Origin of the sequence: Nocardia sp. SYP-A9097 (assembly GCF_009649815.1) — a bacterium.
GTDB lineage: Bacteria > Actinomycetota > Actinomycetes > Mycobacteriales > Mycobacteriaceae > Nocardia.
On the sequence record NZ_WJIC01000005.1, the window covers coordinates 41,491 to 57,857 of the forward strand.

The 16,367-nt window shown below is 65.0% G+C and carries 13 protein-coding genes; 6 read left to right on the forward strand and 7 right to left on the reverse strand.

The window, feature by feature from the left end; all coding sequences use genetic code 11:
• Positions 1–8 precede the first annotated feature (8 nt).
• The gene (locus tag GFY24_RS12660; RefSeq protein ID WP_153805239.1) at positions 9–734 is read left to right on the forward strand and encodes a TetR/AcrR family transcriptional regulator; all 726 of its coding nucleotides are present in this window, start codon (positions 9–11) and stop codon (positions 732–734) included.
• Here GFY24_RS12660 and GFY24_RS12665 read toward each other — a convergent pair.
• Together GFY24_RS12665 and GFY24_RS12670 are read right to left on the reverse strand one after the other, a co-directional pair.
• On the reverse strand, positions 731–3,799 hold the full coding sequence (locus GFY24_RS12665) for an NACHT domain-containing NTPase (protein ID WP_153805240.1): 3,069 nt from the start codon (positions 3,797–3,799) through the stop codon (positions 731–733). The two genes, GFY24_RS12660 and GFY24_RS12665, sit on opposite strands and share 4 nt — an antisense overlap.
• Before the next feature lie 27 nt (positions 3,800–3,826).
• Positions 3,827–6,034 carry an MMPL family transporter gene (locus GFY24_RS12670; protein ID WP_375336036.1) on the reverse strand — a complete coding sequence of 736 codons (2,208 nt, stop codon included), beginning with the start codon at positions 6,032–6,034 and terminating at the stop codon, positions 3,827–3,829.
• An 81-nt stretch (positions 6,035–6,115) separates the two neighbouring features.
• Between GFY24_RS12670 and GFY24_RS12675 the strand changes: the two genes are divergently transcribed.
• The gene (locus GFY24_RS12675) at positions 6,116–6,757 is read left to right on the forward strand and encodes a TMEM175 family protein (protein WP_309230773.1); all 642 of its coding nucleotides are present in this window, start codon (positions 6,116–6,118) and stop codon (positions 6,755–6,757) included.
• Here GFY24_RS12675 and GFY24_RS41865 read toward each other — a convergent pair.
• Positions 6,739–6,996 (reverse strand): hypothetical protein, encoded by a 258-nt coding sequence (locus tag GFY24_RS41865; protein WP_309230774.1) that lies wholly within the window; start codon positions 6,994–6,996, stop codon positions 6,739–6,741. The genes GFY24_RS12675 and GFY24_RS41865 overlap by 19 nt on opposite strands.
• On the opposite strand from GFY24_RS41865, the gene GFY24_RS12680 reads away from it, so the two are divergent.
• Positions 6,989–7,477 (forward strand): amidase family protein, encoded by a 489-nt coding sequence (locus tag GFY24_RS12680; protein WP_255458648.1) that lies wholly within the window; start codon positions 6,989–6,991, stop codon positions 7,475–7,477. The genes GFY24_RS41865 and GFY24_RS12680 overlap by 8 nt on opposite strands.
• Here GFY24_RS12680 and GFY24_RS12685 read toward each other — a convergent pair.
• Positions 7,452–8,792, reverse strand: a complete 1,341-nt coding sequence (locus tag GFY24_RS12685) for a threonine/serine exporter ThrE family protein (RefSeq protein WP_153805514.1) — start codon at positions 8,790–8,792, stop codon at positions 7,452–7,454. The genes GFY24_RS12680 and GFY24_RS12685 overlap by 26 nt on opposite strands.
• Before the next feature lie 179 nt (positions 8,793–8,971).
• On the opposite strand from GFY24_RS12685, the gene GFY24_RS12690 reads away from it, so the two are divergent.
• On the forward strand, positions 8,972–10,894 hold the full coding sequence (locus tag GFY24_RS12690) for an acyl-CoA dehydrogenase (protein ID WP_153805242.1): 1,923 nt from the start codon (positions 8,972–8,974) through the stop codon (positions 10,892–10,894).
• A gap of 13 nt (positions 10,895–10,907) precedes the next feature.
• A complete protein-coding gene (locus GFY24_RS43320) occupies positions 10,908–11,534 on the forward strand; it encodes a phosphatase PAP2 family protein (protein WP_153805243.1) in 627 nt (208 codons plus the stop codon).
• On the opposite strand, the gene GFY24_RS12700 is transcribed toward GFY24_RS43320, so the two are convergent.
• The 3 genes from GFY24_RS12700 to GFY24_RS12710 all read right to left on the reverse strand — a co-directional run bounded on the left by GFY24_RS12700 (position 11,506) and on the right by GFY24_RS12710 (position 15,603).
• A complete protein-coding gene (locus tag GFY24_RS12700) occupies positions 11,506–12,402 on the reverse strand; it encodes an NERD domain-containing protein (protein WP_153805244.1) in 897 nt (298 codons plus the stop codon). The two genes, GFY24_RS43320 and GFY24_RS12700, sit on opposite strands and share 29 nt — an antisense overlap.
• A gap of 100 nt (positions 12,403–12,502) precedes the next feature.
• A complete protein-coding gene (locus tag GFY24_RS12705; protein WP_309230775.1) occupies positions 12,503–13,891 on the reverse strand; it encodes a DUF2252 domain-containing protein in 1,389 nt (462 codons plus the stop codon).
• A 17-nt stretch (positions 13,892–13,908) separates the two neighbouring features.
• Complete coding sequence (locus GFY24_RS12710; protein ID WP_153805246.1) at positions 13,909–15,603, reverse strand: GMC oxidoreductase; 1,695 nt, start codon at positions 15,601–15,603, stop codon at positions 13,909–13,911.
• Between the two features lie 147 nt (positions 15,604–15,750).
• On the opposite strand from GFY24_RS12710, the gene GFY24_RS12715 reads away from it, so the two are divergent.
• Positions 15,751–16,362 carry a CDP-alcohol phosphatidyltransferase family protein gene (locus GFY24_RS12715; protein WP_309230776.1) on the forward strand — a complete coding sequence of 204 codons (612 nt, stop codon included), beginning with the start codon at positions 15,751–15,753 and terminating at the stop codon, positions 16,360–16,362.
• Positions 16,363–16,367: the final 5 nt, after the last annotated feature.

A 16,367-nucleotide genomic window follows, 5' to 3' on the forward strand; every position in this document is an offset into this window, starting at 1 on the left:
AATTCAGCATGAGTGAACCACGCCGACGCGGCCGGATACCTGCGGTAAGCGATGCAGATATCCGCCGCGTCGCGCGGTCACTGCTGGTCGAGCAGGGGCCCGACGCGATCACCCTGCGCGCCATCGCGCGCGAATTGGGTATCACCGCGCCCGCGCTCTACCGGTACTACGAATCCCGCGACCAACTGGTCGCGGAGGTTCGTACCGATGTGTGCAATGACCTGGCGCAAGCACTGTCGACCGCATGCGACGGGCTGCCCGACGATCCGGGCATCCGATTCTTCGCGATCTGCCGCGGCTTCCGGCAGTGGGCGCTGGCGCACAGCCGCGAATTCACCCTGGTCTTCGCCTCGCCCACCGCGGCCGTATTGGGTAGTGCCATGCAGCAATTCGGCGAACCGGTCGGCCGATTGTTCCTCGAAGCGGCCGGACGGCTACTCACCGACTACGACGTGGTCACCCCGCCCATGGAGCACATCCCCGCCGAGCTCCGCGACGACCTCATCGCCTTCCAAACCGACCTGCTCCGAGTCCTCGCCGACTCCGGCCAGAAGTTCCCCGCCGAAAAGCTGAACCTGGGCGTCAGTTACGTAATGATCCAGTTCTGGGCCCGTCTCTACGGCCACGTAACCCTCGAGGTCTTCGGCAACTACCCCATCCCCATCACCAACCCCGACGTCCTCTTCGACGCCACCCTCGCCGAAATCGGGCGAAGCATCGGACTCGTCAGCTAGCCGCGAGGTTCGTCAGCAGGATCTCTGCTGCGCCGATACTCCTGGATGATGGCGCGGAAGGGGTTATCGGTCTCACGATTCAGGCGCTCGATGGTGTAGTTCAGCGCGAAGCAGAATACGAGCAGTACAGGAGTGCCGATAAGTACCGGGATCCAGCCGATCCACGCAGCCAGCGTGACCGTCCCCGGTACGGCCAGCAATCCCCCCAAGAGCAGGGTTCCTCCTACGCCCCCGACGATGAGCGGCACCAGGATGTCATCCCGCCAGGTGAATATGGTTCCGCGCCTGGCAAATTGTTCGGGAAGGCGCTCGCGTGGCAGCGGTGTGGAGTGCTCCATCAAGTACCAGCCCGCGCCCAACCCAGCCAGGGTGCAGACCGGCAGGACAAGCATCGTCCAGGCCAGCCAGAGTGGTCCCCACGCCCAAGATCGATTGATTGTCGAGATCATGCGAACCACGCCGATACCTGGCAAGCTCACCGCCGCCAGACTCACGGTAGCGGCGAGGAAAAGTGTCATTCTCCGGGTGTTATGCTCTGCATCAAGGGCTGCCCTGGACCATAAAGGCGCCCAGCGCAATTCGCTGCTCGCATCGTAGTTGGTCTCCAGAAGTTCTTCGGCAAGCTTTCGTTGCACACTCAGGGGAAGTGCGCGAATCATCTCCAGAACCGGGGCCTCGACCCCGAGTTCAGTGAGGAAATCCGAAAGCTGCGCATCGAATTCGATAGCGGACTCCCGCCGGGCGAGGTGCTTCGAATACTCCATGGAGAGTGTGGGATACGTACCGGAAGCTACATTCCTGACCCGAACGAACATGCGCCCTATCAGCAGGATCGCGACACGCGGGTCCAGCTCACGACGTAGATCGGCGGGCGGGAACGAGGAATCGACGACGGCGGTGATCCGCTGCATGATGCGTGGCAGCAGCCTCGACTCCGGCGTGGTGAACGGTATCCACGCGGCGTCGATAGTGGTCAGCTCGGGCACGCCGATCGAGCCGTTATCTTGCAGCGCGGCTTCGATATTCGGCTCGCGCAACAGAACGCATATCCACCATGCTGCCCGGATCGCCGACTCGCCGTCTCGCCACAGCAGCTCCGTCAGGCGAAGTGCGGCGCTGGGTGTTCCGATGGCGCCCAGCGCATCAATGGGCCAGAGTCGATGATCGGAAACCACGCCCGCGAGCGCCGGTACCGCGACTTCACCCATTGTCTCGACACAGATCCTGGCCCGGCGACTATTCTCGTGAACGGCGAGATCCACGAGGAACTGGGCGGCATCGGGGCGGCCGGAGCGGGCCAGCACACGCATCGCGCGAAAGACGCCAGTGGCTGATCCGATTTGGAGCTCGGCCCTCAGGGTGCTCCCGCGATCGGTATCGCGGGCTGCGACACTGCCCAGCGCGTCGACGATCCCGTCCAGTCCGAGATTGCGGCGGATAGTGGGGAGTTCTGCGAGGAAGTGCGCGAGGATGCGATCCGCGAGCCGACTGTCGATTTGGCTGGCCTCGGCCAGGCACTCCAGGGCGAGCACGCGATGGGTGATGTCGTCGGAGTCGAACAGTCGCTCCACCACGATGGTGGAGTCATTGCCGTCCAGGCCGCACCAGAAGCGGACCGAGTCGCGCCAGAATGGGGGATCGGACCAGTAGCCCGTAAGCAGGCGGCCCGCGCCTACCGGGCCTTCCAAGGCTCGGGCGGTGAAGTATTCCTGAAAACTCCTGTGCGGGAACCAGAATCGCTCACCGGTATCGGAGCCGACCAGTAGTTGGGTGCGGTCGGTCAGATCGCGCAGGAGTTCGCGGCCGTGCTCGGTGCGCAGATCCAGAGAGGTGAGGGCCTCGGTCATGACTTCGCGCAGTCGGAGGTGGTCGATATTGAGCCGATCACCGTCTGCCGCAGGGGTTTCCGTCATGGTGCGGGCAATGCGCTTGAGCACGGCCAGTTTCTCGCCCGGCTCGTACGGGGAGGCGCGACCCGCGCGGTGCAGCAACAGGTCTCGGGTCACCATGTGATCGGTGACGCGGGAGTAGAAGGCGGCGCGTGAGCTCGGCAGGGAACGGCCCCGGCGCAGCAGGCTACCGGTGTACAGGTCCGCGAGCAGGCTCAGCAGCAATGGGGTGCGGGCCAGCTGATGTAATTGGGGGTTCTGTCGAATCTGCTCGAAAAGGCGTTCGGCACTGCCCAATTCAGTGAGCTCGGCCTCGGTCAGCCCGCCGTGCGCGGACCGCTCCAGCGTCAGCCAACGGTCCAGGAAACGCAGGATGGACGAGTCGTCGAAGTCGGAGATACGGATCAGTTCGAATGCGCCGAGGCTGCCGTTGTAGGCCGAGGAGCGGCAGGTGACCACGATCGCATTGGCCTCCTCGCCGCTGGCGTAGGTGCGGCGGAAGACTTCCAGGGCGTCGATCACCGCGGACTGCTGGTCGGGGTTCACCTCGTCCAAGCCGTCGAACAGCAGGCGCAGCGCGCCCTCGTTCAATCTGCGGGTGACGAAATCCTTTGCGCGGGAGTCATCTTTGTCATGGGGGAGTCGGAAACGGGAGGCGATCAGGCTGGCCAGATCCACCGACCCGTCACAGCGATGCAACTCCACCAGTACCGGAAGCTGTTGTTCGCGTTGCAGTTTGCGCGGCTGCTCGGCCCATTGCAGCAGAAAATACTTGGACAGCAAGGACTTTCCGGCACCCGCCTCGCCGAGCAGCAGTACCGCCTTCTCCTCGAGCACCCGCCGCCGCAGATCATGCCTGCGCCCGGCTCGCTCGTATTGCAGGTGGATATAGACCGAATCCACCGTGACCTGCCGCTGCTTGGTCAGCACATGACGCCCGTACTCATCGGGAATCTTCGCGCGGTAGTGGGTGATTCGCTTGTCCTCGCTCACCCACACCGCGATCCGCTCCAGCGCTCGGCGCGGCAGCGCGGTGAGCAGGCCGTACATGCCCTCACCCAGCTTGTCGCCGAGCTTCTTCAGCGCGATCGCCAATACCCCCGCCACGATCACCCCACCGCCGAAGCCGCCGAGCAACCCGGTCAGGCCCTGGGTGATCGAATCCTCCTCGGCCACGATCGAAATGCTAAGGCGGAACGGCGGTCAATGCCGGGCTTCGGTGAGATCGGGGACCGTGATCGGGGGCAGCTCATCATCGAGAATCGGCTCGCCCATGCCGATTCGGCGCTGGATTCGCTGCATCCACGCCGGCGCCCACCACACGCGATCACCCAGCAGGCGCATGGTCGCCGGGACCAGGAACATGCGCAGCACTGTCGCATCGATGAACAACGCCGCGATCATGCCGTACGCAATGTACTGCATGAGAACGAGATCCGAGAACGCGAACGCGCCAGTGACCACCAGCAGGATCAGCGCCGCCGCGGTGATGATGCCACCGGTTTGCGCGGTGCCGGTGCGAATGGCTTCCTCGGTGCTCGCACCCCGCGAACGTGCTTCGACCATACGCGACACCAGGAATACCTCGTAGTCGGTGGACAGGCCGTACACGATGGCGATGATCAGCACCAGCATGGTCGCCTGGCCCGGCTGCGGGGTGAAGTTGAGCAGGCTCGCACCGTGGCCTTCGATGAAGACCCACGTCAGAATGCCCAGGGTGGAGCCGAGTCCGAGACCGCTCATGAGCGCCGCCTTGATCGGCAGCACCAGCGAGCCGAAGGTCAGGAACATGAGCAGGGTGGTTACGAGCAGTACCAGCGCGATCATCCACGGAATTCGCTGGAGCAATGCGTCGATGCTGTCCTTCTGCAGGGCGGGCACACCGCCGACCAGCAGTGTCATGCCTTCCGGCAGTTCCATTTTCCGGAGGTACTCGATCGTCGCCCCGGCATGATTGATATCGACCACCGGCGCCTTGGTCCGATAGACATCCGGCTGTGTCGATGAGCGCGCGGGAATCTCGAACTGCCCCGCCAACCCCGGTGCCTGATTGGCCACGTTCCACACCGGGCCGACCGCCGCCGAAGTGCCCGAGATGAAGACGATTTCGAGTGGATCGGCCTTGCGCAGCGGGAAGTGCTTGTCGATCTGCTCCTGCGCCACCCGCGTCGGATTATCCGGCGGCAGATACTTCTCACTGAAACCGCCGAATATCAGATTCCGCATCGGGATGATCAGCAGTAGCAGTCCGAGCACCAGCGGAATCGCCACCTTGCGTGGATGCCTCAGCACCCACCCGGTACTGCGCCACCAGAACCCGGACTCCAGCTTCGCCGCGGACTTGGTACGCCGGAAACGGTTCAGCCCCAACATATCCACGCGCGGGCCGAGGATCGCGAGCACGGCGGGCAGCACCGTGAGCGCGGTCAGCGCGGCGATCGTCACCGTCGCGATCGCGCCGTAGGCGATGGATTTCAGGAAGCCCTGCGGAAACAGCAGCAGCCCACCCAGACTCGCCACGATCATGGTCGCGGAGAACACCACGGTCCGCCCGGCCGTCATCACCGTACGCTTGACCGCCGTCCGAGTGTCATATCCCGCGGCGAGCTCTTCCCGGAACCGGCTCACGATGAACAGTCCGTAGTCGATGGCGAGCCCCAGCCCGATCATCGAAACCACCGGGGACACGAAGGAATTCACCTCGGTGAAGTTGGTGACGAACCGCACCACACCGAACGCCCCGAAGATGGTGAGCAGCCCGATCAGCAGCGGCAGGGCAGCCGCGACCACTCCGCCGAAGATGAAGAACAGCAGCACTCCGACCAGCGGAATCGCCATCAACTCCATCCGATGCAGGTCATCGGCGACCGTATTGTTGAGCGTCGCCGACACCGGCTGCATCCCCGCGACCCGAACATCCATCCCCGGAATACCGAAGTCGTCCTTGACAATCCGATAGTTCAGCGCCATCTCGGCATCGTTCGCCCCGCGCAGCCCGATCGCCGCCAACGCCCGAGTTCGATCCTTCGTCACCAAAGCCGCGGACACGGCCCCGGTTTCGGTCTGCCAGTAACTCGCCTTGACCCCCGCGATCTGTCCCGGATGATCCCGGGGCAAAGCATTCAAATGCGCGACAACGGTCTCACTGAAGCCCGGATCATCGACGGTCCTGCCGTCGGGCGCGGTGAACAAAACCACCACATCCACATCATGGGTCGCCCCGAACGCCCCACCTGCGATCCGCGCCGCCTCCACCGACTCCGACGAATCATCGAACATCCCACCCGAACTCAGATGGTTGTCCAACCCCATCCCGTACCCACCCAAAGCGAGCAACCCCGCCACCATTACTCCGATAACGGCGAACCGCAATCGGCAGGCCAGCTCACCCCATCGCCCGAACAGGTTCATACTTCACGGTAACAAGCAAGATCGCCCCCAGCACCCCCGCCCACCCTTCTTCACCTGTCAACTGTCAGTACTGTTGTCGCCGTGAATGATTCAGGCCGGGTGGAAGCCTTCAGTGATGGGGTTTTCGCGGTGGCGATTACCCTGCTCATCCTCGAGATCAAGGTGCCGGCGGAGGCGGGGGACCAGCTGTTGCGGGAGTTGGGGCACCAATGGCCTTCGTACGCGGCGTATGTCGTGACGTTTCTGGTCATCGGGATCATGTGGGTCAATCACCACACGGTTTTCGGGTTCGTGGAACGAGTCGACCGAACCCTGCTGTTTCTGAATCTGTTGCTACTGCTGGGTGTGGTCGCGCTGCCTTGGGCCGCGTCCCTGGTGGCCGAGTATCTGGCTGAGGGCCAGGAGGGTTCCAGCCTCCTGCACGGCAGCGACGCCGCCCATATTGCGATGGCCGTCTATGGCAGCTTCATGGTCTATCACGCCGTGGTCTTCCAAGCGCTGTGGATGCACCTCACCAAAACCGGCCACCTCTTCGACTCCCGCATAGACACCGAAGCCGCCCGCCGCACCCGCTGGCGCTTCGGCCTCGGCCTGATCATCTACCCCTGCACCGTTGCCCTGGCCTTCGTCTCCGCCCCGCTGGCCCTCGCCCTACACGGCGGCCTGGCCGTCTACTACGCCCTCAACCAGATCTCCGTCCCGGTTCACGACACCGCGTCCTGAACCTGATCGGACGGTCGCACCAGCGAGCTTACGAGGAATTCGACGGTCGCCTCGAAGGCGTCGTCCACACGCGAGCGATCGCCCGTGGTGATGAGGTCCAGTTGTAACCCCCGGACCTGGGCGAGCAGGAAAGTTGCTGTGCGGAGCAGATCGGCGGGGGAATCGCCGGGCCCGGTCGCCTGGGCGAGCAGGCGCTGTTCGAAGTCGGTGCGAATGCGTTCGAGGACCTCGTTGAGCAATGCCTCCTTGGTGGCGAAATGCCTGATCAGGGTGGCGTGGCTGATGCCGAGGGCCCGCTGGAACCTCTACACCCGATCCCTCGCCGACTTCCACGCCGGTTACGACCTGCTCCTGACCCCCACACTGGCCGGACCTCCGCTGCGCATCGGCCAGCACCGCACCCCCGCGATCGCCGAAGCGGTGCTGTCTCCGCTGCTGCGGTTCGGTGCGGGAAAGCTGCTGTCGCGCAGCGACTTCTATGCGGACCTGGTGACCAGGAACCTCACCGCGGTCCCATTCACCCAGCTGGCCAATATCACCGGCCGGCCCGCCATGAGTGTGCCCACGCACTGGACCGCGACCGGCCTGCCACTGGGAACCCAGTTCGTCGGACCCACGGGTAGTGAGTACCTACTACTGCAGCTGGCTGCCGAAATCGAAAGTGCCCGACCGTGGTTCGAGCGCTACCCGGAGATCAGCCGAGACGCGGTCGGCGGATAGTGTTGAGGCGGTTGATTATTCGGGGGCGGCGCAGGTCTCGGGCGAACCATTCGCCGAGGGTTACCCCTGCCGCGAGGGCGCAGCCTACGGCGAAGGCGCTGAATAGTTGGTTGAGGCCGATGAGTTGTTCGTTGTTGAGTAGGGCGTAGAGGCCGCGATAGACGCGGAGGCCGGGGAGTAGGGGAGTGATACCGGCCAAGGTCACGACCAGCGGTGGGGTCAGGGCGCGGCGAGCCAGGAGACCACCGGCCAGACCCACGACCACCGCGGCTACGCCGGAGGAGATGATCGGGCCGAAACCTGCGTGCTGGACCAATAGATAGGCGATGGTGGCGGCCGCACCACTGAAGGCCGCGGCGGCCAGGGCTCGGCGTTCGGCGTAGCAGGCCAGGGCGAAGGCCAGGGAGGTGATCGCGCCCGCGAACAATTTGACCGGGAGGTTGGTGAGGTCGCGGCCGGGGGACATGTCGACGGTGGGGACCGTGAGGTTCAGGAGTTCGGAGACGCGCAGGGTCAGCACGATGCCGGCGATAATGCCGCCGGTCATCATGACCACCTCGAGCATGCGCGCCGATGCCGTGATGGGTGCGCCGGTGATCGCGTCCTCGACCGAGCCGACCAGCTGTAAACCGGCCAGCAGCACGGCAATTCCCGCCGCGATGATCAACGCCGGATCCAGACGCAGATGACTGGCGAAGGTGGAGACCAGCACCGCGGGCACCGCCGCGATCATTCCGCCGACCATGTGCTGGAAGAAGAACGGCAGTCCGCGCCGGTTCAACCGCCGGTTCGTGCGGTCGATCAGGAAGGTGGTCGCGAAGCTGATCAGTGCGATCAGCAGCCCGCCGTTCAACAGCAGCGCCACACCCGCCGCCATCAGCGCCCATCCGAAGGTGGAGATCCACCGGTTATAAGGATGCGGTGCGGAGGTGATCTCATCGAGCGCGGCCAGTGCCTCCTCCGGCGGCACCAGCTCGCGGCGAATCCGCCGGGTCAGCCGATCCACCGCTGCCAATCGCGTGAAATCCAGTGACCGGTAATGCACCACCCGCATGGTGCTGGCGGGTGGCATGGTCGGCCCGCGATCGGCGGAGATGCGAATCGAGTTGTAGGTGACATCGATATCGCAATTCGACATCCCGTACGTCGAGGCGATGAACTCGATCTGATCGGTGGTATCGGTGACCGCGGTCCCGGCGGCCAGCACCACCTCGCCGACCCGTTCGGCCAGATCGAGCACCTGGGTGACGACGGCATCATCGGTGAGGTCGATCGGCTGCAGCGGCGCGGGCGCCTCGACCACGGCGTCCGCCATGGCATTACGGTCGGCGACCGCGATATTCACCACGCTGGTCAGCAGTTGCCGCCACCGCCCGCGCAGGCCCGTCACACCCCCGCCGGTCTCGGTAGCCAAATCATTGCTCACAGAAGGAAAATACACGGGTGCCTCAGATCACCGGGTTGACCAGGTCTATAGCAGTAGTGTTTTGGAGCATGGCGAACGGTGGCGATCAGATAGCGGAACATCTACGTGCGGCCCTCGACGGTCCCTGGCGGTACGTACGTGAACAGGCTCGGGAACACCTCGACGACGACCGGCTCTACGGCGACCCCTACCTCGATTACAAGGCCGCGCGAGCGCGGGTACTGGAGCAGATGCATCTGGTGTCCTCCTTCGGTTGGGCCGAACGCGGCTTCCGCCGCGTCGAGGGCGGTACCGACGACCCGGGCGGGGCCGTCACCGCGCTGGAAATGCTTGCCTACACCGATCTTTCGCTCTGGGTGAAATGCGGTGTGCAGTGGGGACTCTTCGGCGGCGCGGTGGAGAACCTCGGCACCGAACGACACCGCCGGTACATCGAGCAACTACTGCCGCTACACCTGTTGGGCTGCTTCGCCATGACCGAGACCGGCCACGGCAGCGATGTGGCCAATCTCGAAACCACCGCCACCTACGACCCTGCCACGCGAGAGTTCGTGGTGCACAGCCCAACTCCGTCCGCGCGCAAGGATTACATCGGCGGCGCGGCTGAACACGCCAGCGTGGCAGCGGTTTTCGCGCAACTGATCACCGGCGGGGAGAGTCAGGGCGTGCACTGCTTCCTGGTACCCATCCGGGATGAGAACGGCACCGACCTGCCCGGCGTCACCACCTCCGACGACGGCCTCAAGGGTGGCCTGCCCGGTGTCGACAATGGCCGAATCATGTTCGACCAGGTGCGAATTCCGCGCGAGAACCTGCTCAACCGCTACGCCGACGTGGCCGAGGACGGCACCTACAGCTCCGATATCAAGAACCCGAGCCGCCGGTTCTTCACCACCCTGGGCACCCTCGTACGGGGCCGGGTCAGCGTCGGCGGGGCAGCCGCGGCGGCAGCCAGGGTCGCGATCAGCATCGCCGTCTGCTACGCCGAACAGCGTCGCCAGTTCCAAGATCCCGACACCGGTATCGAAACCGTGCTCATGGACTACCGCAGCCATCAACGCCGCCTGCTGCCGCTCGTAGCCCGCGCCTACGCACTGCAATTCGCGCAGAACGATCTGGTGCAGCGTATGCACCTGGTGCAGACCGGTCAGGAGACCGACCCGGCCGCGCAGCGCGCGCTGGAGAAACGCGCCGCCGGATTCAAGGTCGCGCAGACCCGGCACGCCACCCGCGCCATTCAGGAATGCCGCGAAGCCTGCGGCGGCGCAGGGTATCTCACCGAAAATCGCCTCGTCACCCTCAAAGCCGACAGCGATGTGTTCACCACCTTCGAGGGCGACAATCTCGTCCTCACCCAGTTGGTCGCCAAGGATCTGCTCACCGCCTACTCCGATGAGGTCCGCGATCTGGACGCCCTCGGCTGGGTTCGCTTCGCCGCCACCATCGCTCGTGACGAGGTACGTGGACGCTCCGGCGTGCGCCAGCTCATCCAGCGCCTGCGTGACCGCGCCGGTGAGAGCGTCGACGACGCCGACCTCTCCCGCCGCTCGGTACAACTGCAACTCTTCGCCGACCGCGAGGACTACCTGGTCCGCACCGCCGGACATCGACTTCGCGCCCGTGCCAAGGAAACCGGACCCTTCGAGGCGTTCAACAATGCCCAGGACCATATTCTGGCGGCCGGCACGGCCCACATCGACCGCCTGGTGCTGGAAGCGTTCATCGAAGGCATAGCCGGAATCGAGGACGAGCAGGCCCGCGAACTCGCCGAAACCGTCTGCGATCTCTACGTTTACACCTCACTGGAGGAGAACCAGGCGTGGTACATCATGCACCGCTTCATGTCCGTGGAGCGGGCGAAGAATGTCCGCCGCGGGGTAAATGAACTGGTGGATCGTCTGCGCCCCAACGCCTTGACCCTCATCGAGGGCCTGGGCGTGCCCGAGAAAATGCTGGGCGCGGCCATGCTGGAGGCGCCGAGCATCGGGTAGCTATCGTGGCGGCGTGACCCGATCGCCCGCACCGCACCTGGCCAGGCAAGCCGCGCTCCCCGCGCTCATTATCGCGGCCGTGATCGTCACCGTCGTTGTGCCGCAATTCTTTCCGGCCGACGGCGGTCCGACCGGACTGGACAACTCCCTCGACGGGCACATCCACTCATCGTTCGACGCGCATCAATGGCTGTACCGGGTGCTGGTCGCACCGAGCAACAACTACATCGCCATCCCGCTGCAACTCGGCGCGGCGCTGCGGTTCGCGTACCGGCGGCAGTGGTGGGCGACCGGGTTCATGATCATCGGCCCGGAGGTCGCGATTATGGTGAACTCGTTCGCGCTCAAGCCTTTCTGGGACCGGCAACTCCACCACTACCTGGCCTACCCCAGCGGGCATACCGTGCAATTGGTCGCCATTGTCACCGCACTGGCCCTGGTGAGCGAATCTACCCGGGCGCGGGTGACGATCGTGGTGGTCATGGCCGTGGTGCTGCCCGTCGTACTGGTCGGCATGGTGGGTATGGGTTATCACCACCCCACCGACGTCATCGGCGGCACCGCGGCCGCCATCGCCATGGCGTCGGCGCTGTATCTACCGTGGCGCTACTTCACCCATACGCCACCACCCCCGCGATAATCACCCACAGCACCCACAACACCGCCACGATCATGCCGAGCGTCAACATGATCCGCATGAATCCGCGCCCGAAGTCGATATCCCCGTGCTCACGCGGATACAGCTTGGTCGGCGCGAACCACGGCGTCGGCACCCGGAAAGCGCTCCCGGCCGCCGCCGCGTCGGCCTCCAATTGCGCCTGCTCCTCCGCATACGCCTCGGCCTGCGCCTGCTGCGGCCCGCCATGCCAGAGCGTGATATCCACCGGCCCCAGGAAGCCCTCGTTCAGCAGATCCTGCGGCGCGGGCAGATACGGCAGAATCCCTAGCCCGCGGAAGCCCCACGCCACATCATTGGCGGACCATTGCGGCCGCCCGCGCGAGGACAGATTGGTGAAGTACTCGTGCAGCCGGCGCGGATCACTTCCGACCAGCACCTCGAAACTGGGATCGCTCCACAGCTGCGTCACCCGCAGATTCGAGTCCGGTGACGGCACCACCAGCACCGCGCCATGCACCACGCGCTGTCCGAGACCACGCTCGGCGAGCCAATTCTGCAGCGCGAAGGTGTGATCGCGGGATTTGTCGAGGGGCGTGCGCTTGTCATTGCCCTCGAAATTGATCAGCTTGTCGCCGACCCGCCACGGCCCGTTGAGCGGCACCTCCAGCTCACCCTCCATGCGCTCCACCAGGGACTCGGCCTCGATGACCACACAGCTGGTGGGCGTCCAGATCACCGCGTCGAACGGGTATAGCCGATCACCGTGGAACAGGCTGCAATTGACCGTCGCGACACCCTTGGGGTCGCCGCTGCCCTTCCACGTGCGCAGCCAATCGATCAGAACCTTCTCCGCATGCGTGGCAGCGGGATTCTGCACTCGAACGAGCATCGGCGCCGCACCTCTCTCGAGACTGATCACACTTATGAAAATGGTACGGAGGGTCCGCACCGCCCGCCCAGATTTGCCACCCGTCGTGTGTCGGTGGCACTCAGGCCGTTTCGGCGGGTAACCGGCCTTCCTTGACCGCCGTCACCAACTGCCCGTGATCGACCTCGGTGCGATCGGCGTAGCGGACCGCGAATCGCGCCACCGCCTCGTCGAAAGCCTCCGCACCGTCCAGATACCCCGCCACCAGCCGCGGATCCAGCGAACGCGCGTGCGCGCGGGCCAGCAGCGCACCCGCCAGCCGCCCGTAATCGTCGAGCAGGCCCGCGTCCAGCGACGCCGGATCGATGCCGCCCTTGAGATTGCGGAACTGCCGCACGATGAACGGTAACCGCTCACCCCCGAGGGTCAGCGTCGTCCAGCCCAGCAGAATATCGGTCTCGGCCTGAACATGTCTGGCCCCCTGCACAATTCGCTCACCCTCATGCCGGGCGGGTACGGGTGGCAGATACGGGGTGAGCGAGGACGGTGACGCCTGCTTGATCTGCAACACCAGCACCTCATCGTCATTGCCGTGCAGCAGCGCCAAATAGCTGTGCAGGCCCACACTTCCGGTGCCGACAATCCGGAAGGCGATATCGGACACCGTGAATCGGGTGATGAGATTGCGCCGCGACTCCCGCAGCGTGCTCACGTACCCGGCGAGCCCATCGATCACCGCCTCGGCCACCCGCTCGCCCACCGGCGTCAGCAGCGGCGGATCGGCCACGAACTTCCGTGTCCCATACCCGGTTTCATGATCCTCGAGGTGCTCGGTCCACTTGCGCACCACCTTGGCGCTGGTGTTCTTGCGCGCCTTCTTGGCGGCCTTGCGGAACTGCTCGAGCAATGCGTCGGCACTGGCCCGCGTGATCACCGACTCATCCGGCAGTGCCGTCCACGAGGTCAGGAACGGCTGCTCCGCGAGTGCGGCCACCGCCAGTCGATAGGAGCGGGCCGCATCGCGAGCGGCGTCCAGGCATTCGTCCTCGGACGCCCCGCCCTCACGCCCCGCCAGCACCAGGCTCGCCGCCAGCCGCTCCAGATCCCACTCCCACGGCCCCGGCGCGGTCTCGTCGAAATCATTGATATCCATGACGATATCGCCGCGCGGAGTCCCGTAGAGGCCGAAGTTCGCCGCATGCGCGTCACCGCACAACTGGGCGGCCGGACCGCTCGCGGGCCCGCCGGCAAGATCAGCCGCCATCAGCCCGGCGGACCCCCGGAAGAACGAATACGGGGACGCCGCCATGCGCCCGATCCGCAGTGGAATCAGGTGTGGCAAACGCCCGGCATTACTTGCGTCGATGAAGTCGAGCACTCCCGGCCGGGACGCGGAAACCGCTGCCCGATCCCGTGATTCGACCGGGGCGCGGTCCCGCAGCGCCCGGCCGCGATCCCGCACGTCCTCGGCCGACACGGGGGTACGGAAGTCGATCACGTTGGAGCACACAACAATCGAACTTACCGTCAGTTGACGGGCACCGCCGGATCGACCGGGAAGATCGGCAGCCGCAGCGCACCCGAGGCCGACTCCGGCACCGTCGGCTGCTTGGGTCGCACCGGGTTGATGCGCTGGTACGCCGCACCCAGCTCCGGCCGGGGATCGGCCTCATTCCGATTGGGCCAGAACGCCATTGCGCGCTCGGCCTGCGCGGTAATGGTCAGCGACGGATTCACACCCAGATTCGCCGTCACCGCCGAACCGTCCGCGATATGCAGTCCCGGATACCCGAAGACCCGCTGATACGGGTCCACCACACCGGCTTCCGGACCCTCGCCGATCACACACCCGCCGATGTAGTGCGCGGTCGCCGGGATATTGAACACATCCATGATCAGGCTGTGCACATCCCCGTCGACCTTCTTGGCGAACCGCCGGCCCACCTCGTGCGCCAGCGGAATCCAGGTCGGATTGGGCTTACCCGTGCCCTGTTTGGTCTTGAGCTGACCCCAGTGCCGATACGAGGTAAGCGAATTGTCCAGGGACTGCATGACCAGCAGGATCACCGACTTGTCCGAGGCATTGCGGGCATTGAGACTGCGCGCGAACACGATCGGATGCAACAGGATCGCCAGCAGGAACCGCAGGAACCGGAATGCCCCGCCATCCACGATCGGCACCGACATGGGGAACAGGCCGTTCTGCCCGTGCCCGTAGTGGCACACCTCGATATGGGTGTTCGGCTCGGGATGAATCGAGGAGGTGATCGCCACGCCCTGCGCGAAATCGTCACGCCCGTGGCTCACCACATTGAGAATCGCCTCGGAGTTGGAACGGGTCAGCGCGCCCAGGCGCGGTGACAGATCCGGCAGCACCTTCTCGTCACGCATCTTGTGCAGCAGCTTCTGCGTGCCCAGCGCGGCCGCGGCGAAGACCACCTGCTCGGCGGTGAAGGTCTTGCGGTCCTTACGAACCCAGCGATCCGAGCGCACCGTCTCGATGGCATAGCCGCCACCGGTCATCGGCCGCACCGTGGTCACCGTGGTCAGCGCGAAGACCGTCGCACCCGCCTGCTCGGCCAGATAGAGGTAGTTCTTCGGCGTGGTGTTCTTGGCATTGTGCGGGCAGCCGGTGAAGCAGCGCGCGCAGTGGATACAGCCGTTGCGCCGCGGTCCCGCGCCACCGAAGTACGGGTCGTCGACCTCGGTGCCCGGATCGGACTCGTTGAAGAACACGCCCACATTGGTGGCATGGAAGGTATCGGCGACCCCGAGATCCTCGGCGACCGAACGAATCACCTCGTCGGCGGGCGTCATTCGCGGATTCGGCGCGACCCCCAGCATGCGCTGCGCCTGGTCGTAGTACGGCGCGAGCTCGGTCTTCCAGTCGGTGATATGCGCCCACTGCTTATCGGTGTAGAAGTCCGGCAGCGGTTCGTACAGCGTGTTCCCGTAGATGAGCGATCCGCCGCCCACCCCGGAGGCGGAGAACACCGCGCACTTGCCGAGCACGCTGATCCGCTGTGTCCCGGTCATGCCCAGGCGCGGGGCCCAGATCGCCTTGCGCACCTTCCAATTGGTGTTGGGGATGTCCTGCGCTTCCCACCGGCGGCCGGATTCCAGCACGGCCACCCGGTAACCCTTCTCGGTCAGGCGCAGTGCGCTCACGCTCCCCCCGAACCCGGAGCCGATCACAACGACGTCGTAGTCGAAGTCGGGCATGGTTTTTCCTCTCGCATGCCTGCATAACAGATGAGAAACTTACCAACTCATTCTGTCACTCGCTCGGTATGGCGGAGACCATACAGCGGCAAGACTCGCGTGGGACCCGCCTGGAGACTCGCGGGCGATTGGGGTAAGACGTGGGTTGTGACAACCGAGCGGAACGCCGAACCGGTGTACAGCGACCGCATACTCACCGTCCCGAACGTGCTGAGCGCGATCCGGCTGATCGGCGTCCCCGTCTTCCTCTGGCTGCTGCTGGCCGAGAAGGCCGACGGCTGGGCGTTCGCACTGCTCATCGCCAGCGGTTTCACCGACTTCCTGGACGGCAAACTCGCACGGCTGCTTGATCAATCGTCCAAGCTGGGCGCGATTCTGGACCCCCTCGTCGACCGCCTCTATCTGCTGGCGACCCTGGCGGGCTTCCTGATTCGCGGCATCCTGCCCTGGTGGGTGGTGCTCATCCTGATCGCCCGCGACGGCATCCTGACCTTGACGCTGGGCATATACAAGCGCCGCCAACTGCCTCCGCCCGAAGTCATCTATCTCGGTAAGGCCGCCACCTTCGCGCTCATGTCCGCGCTGCCGTGGACGCTTGCCGGTCAAATGGATTGGCCCCTGGCAGGTTTCAGCCGCGCGTTCGGCGGGGCATTCCTGGTCTGGGGCACGGCGGTCTACGTCTGGACCGGCATTCTCTACGTGGGCAAGGCCATTGCCGTCGCCCGAGCCATACCGGCCCCGTCGAACGAAGATCACTAGCCCAT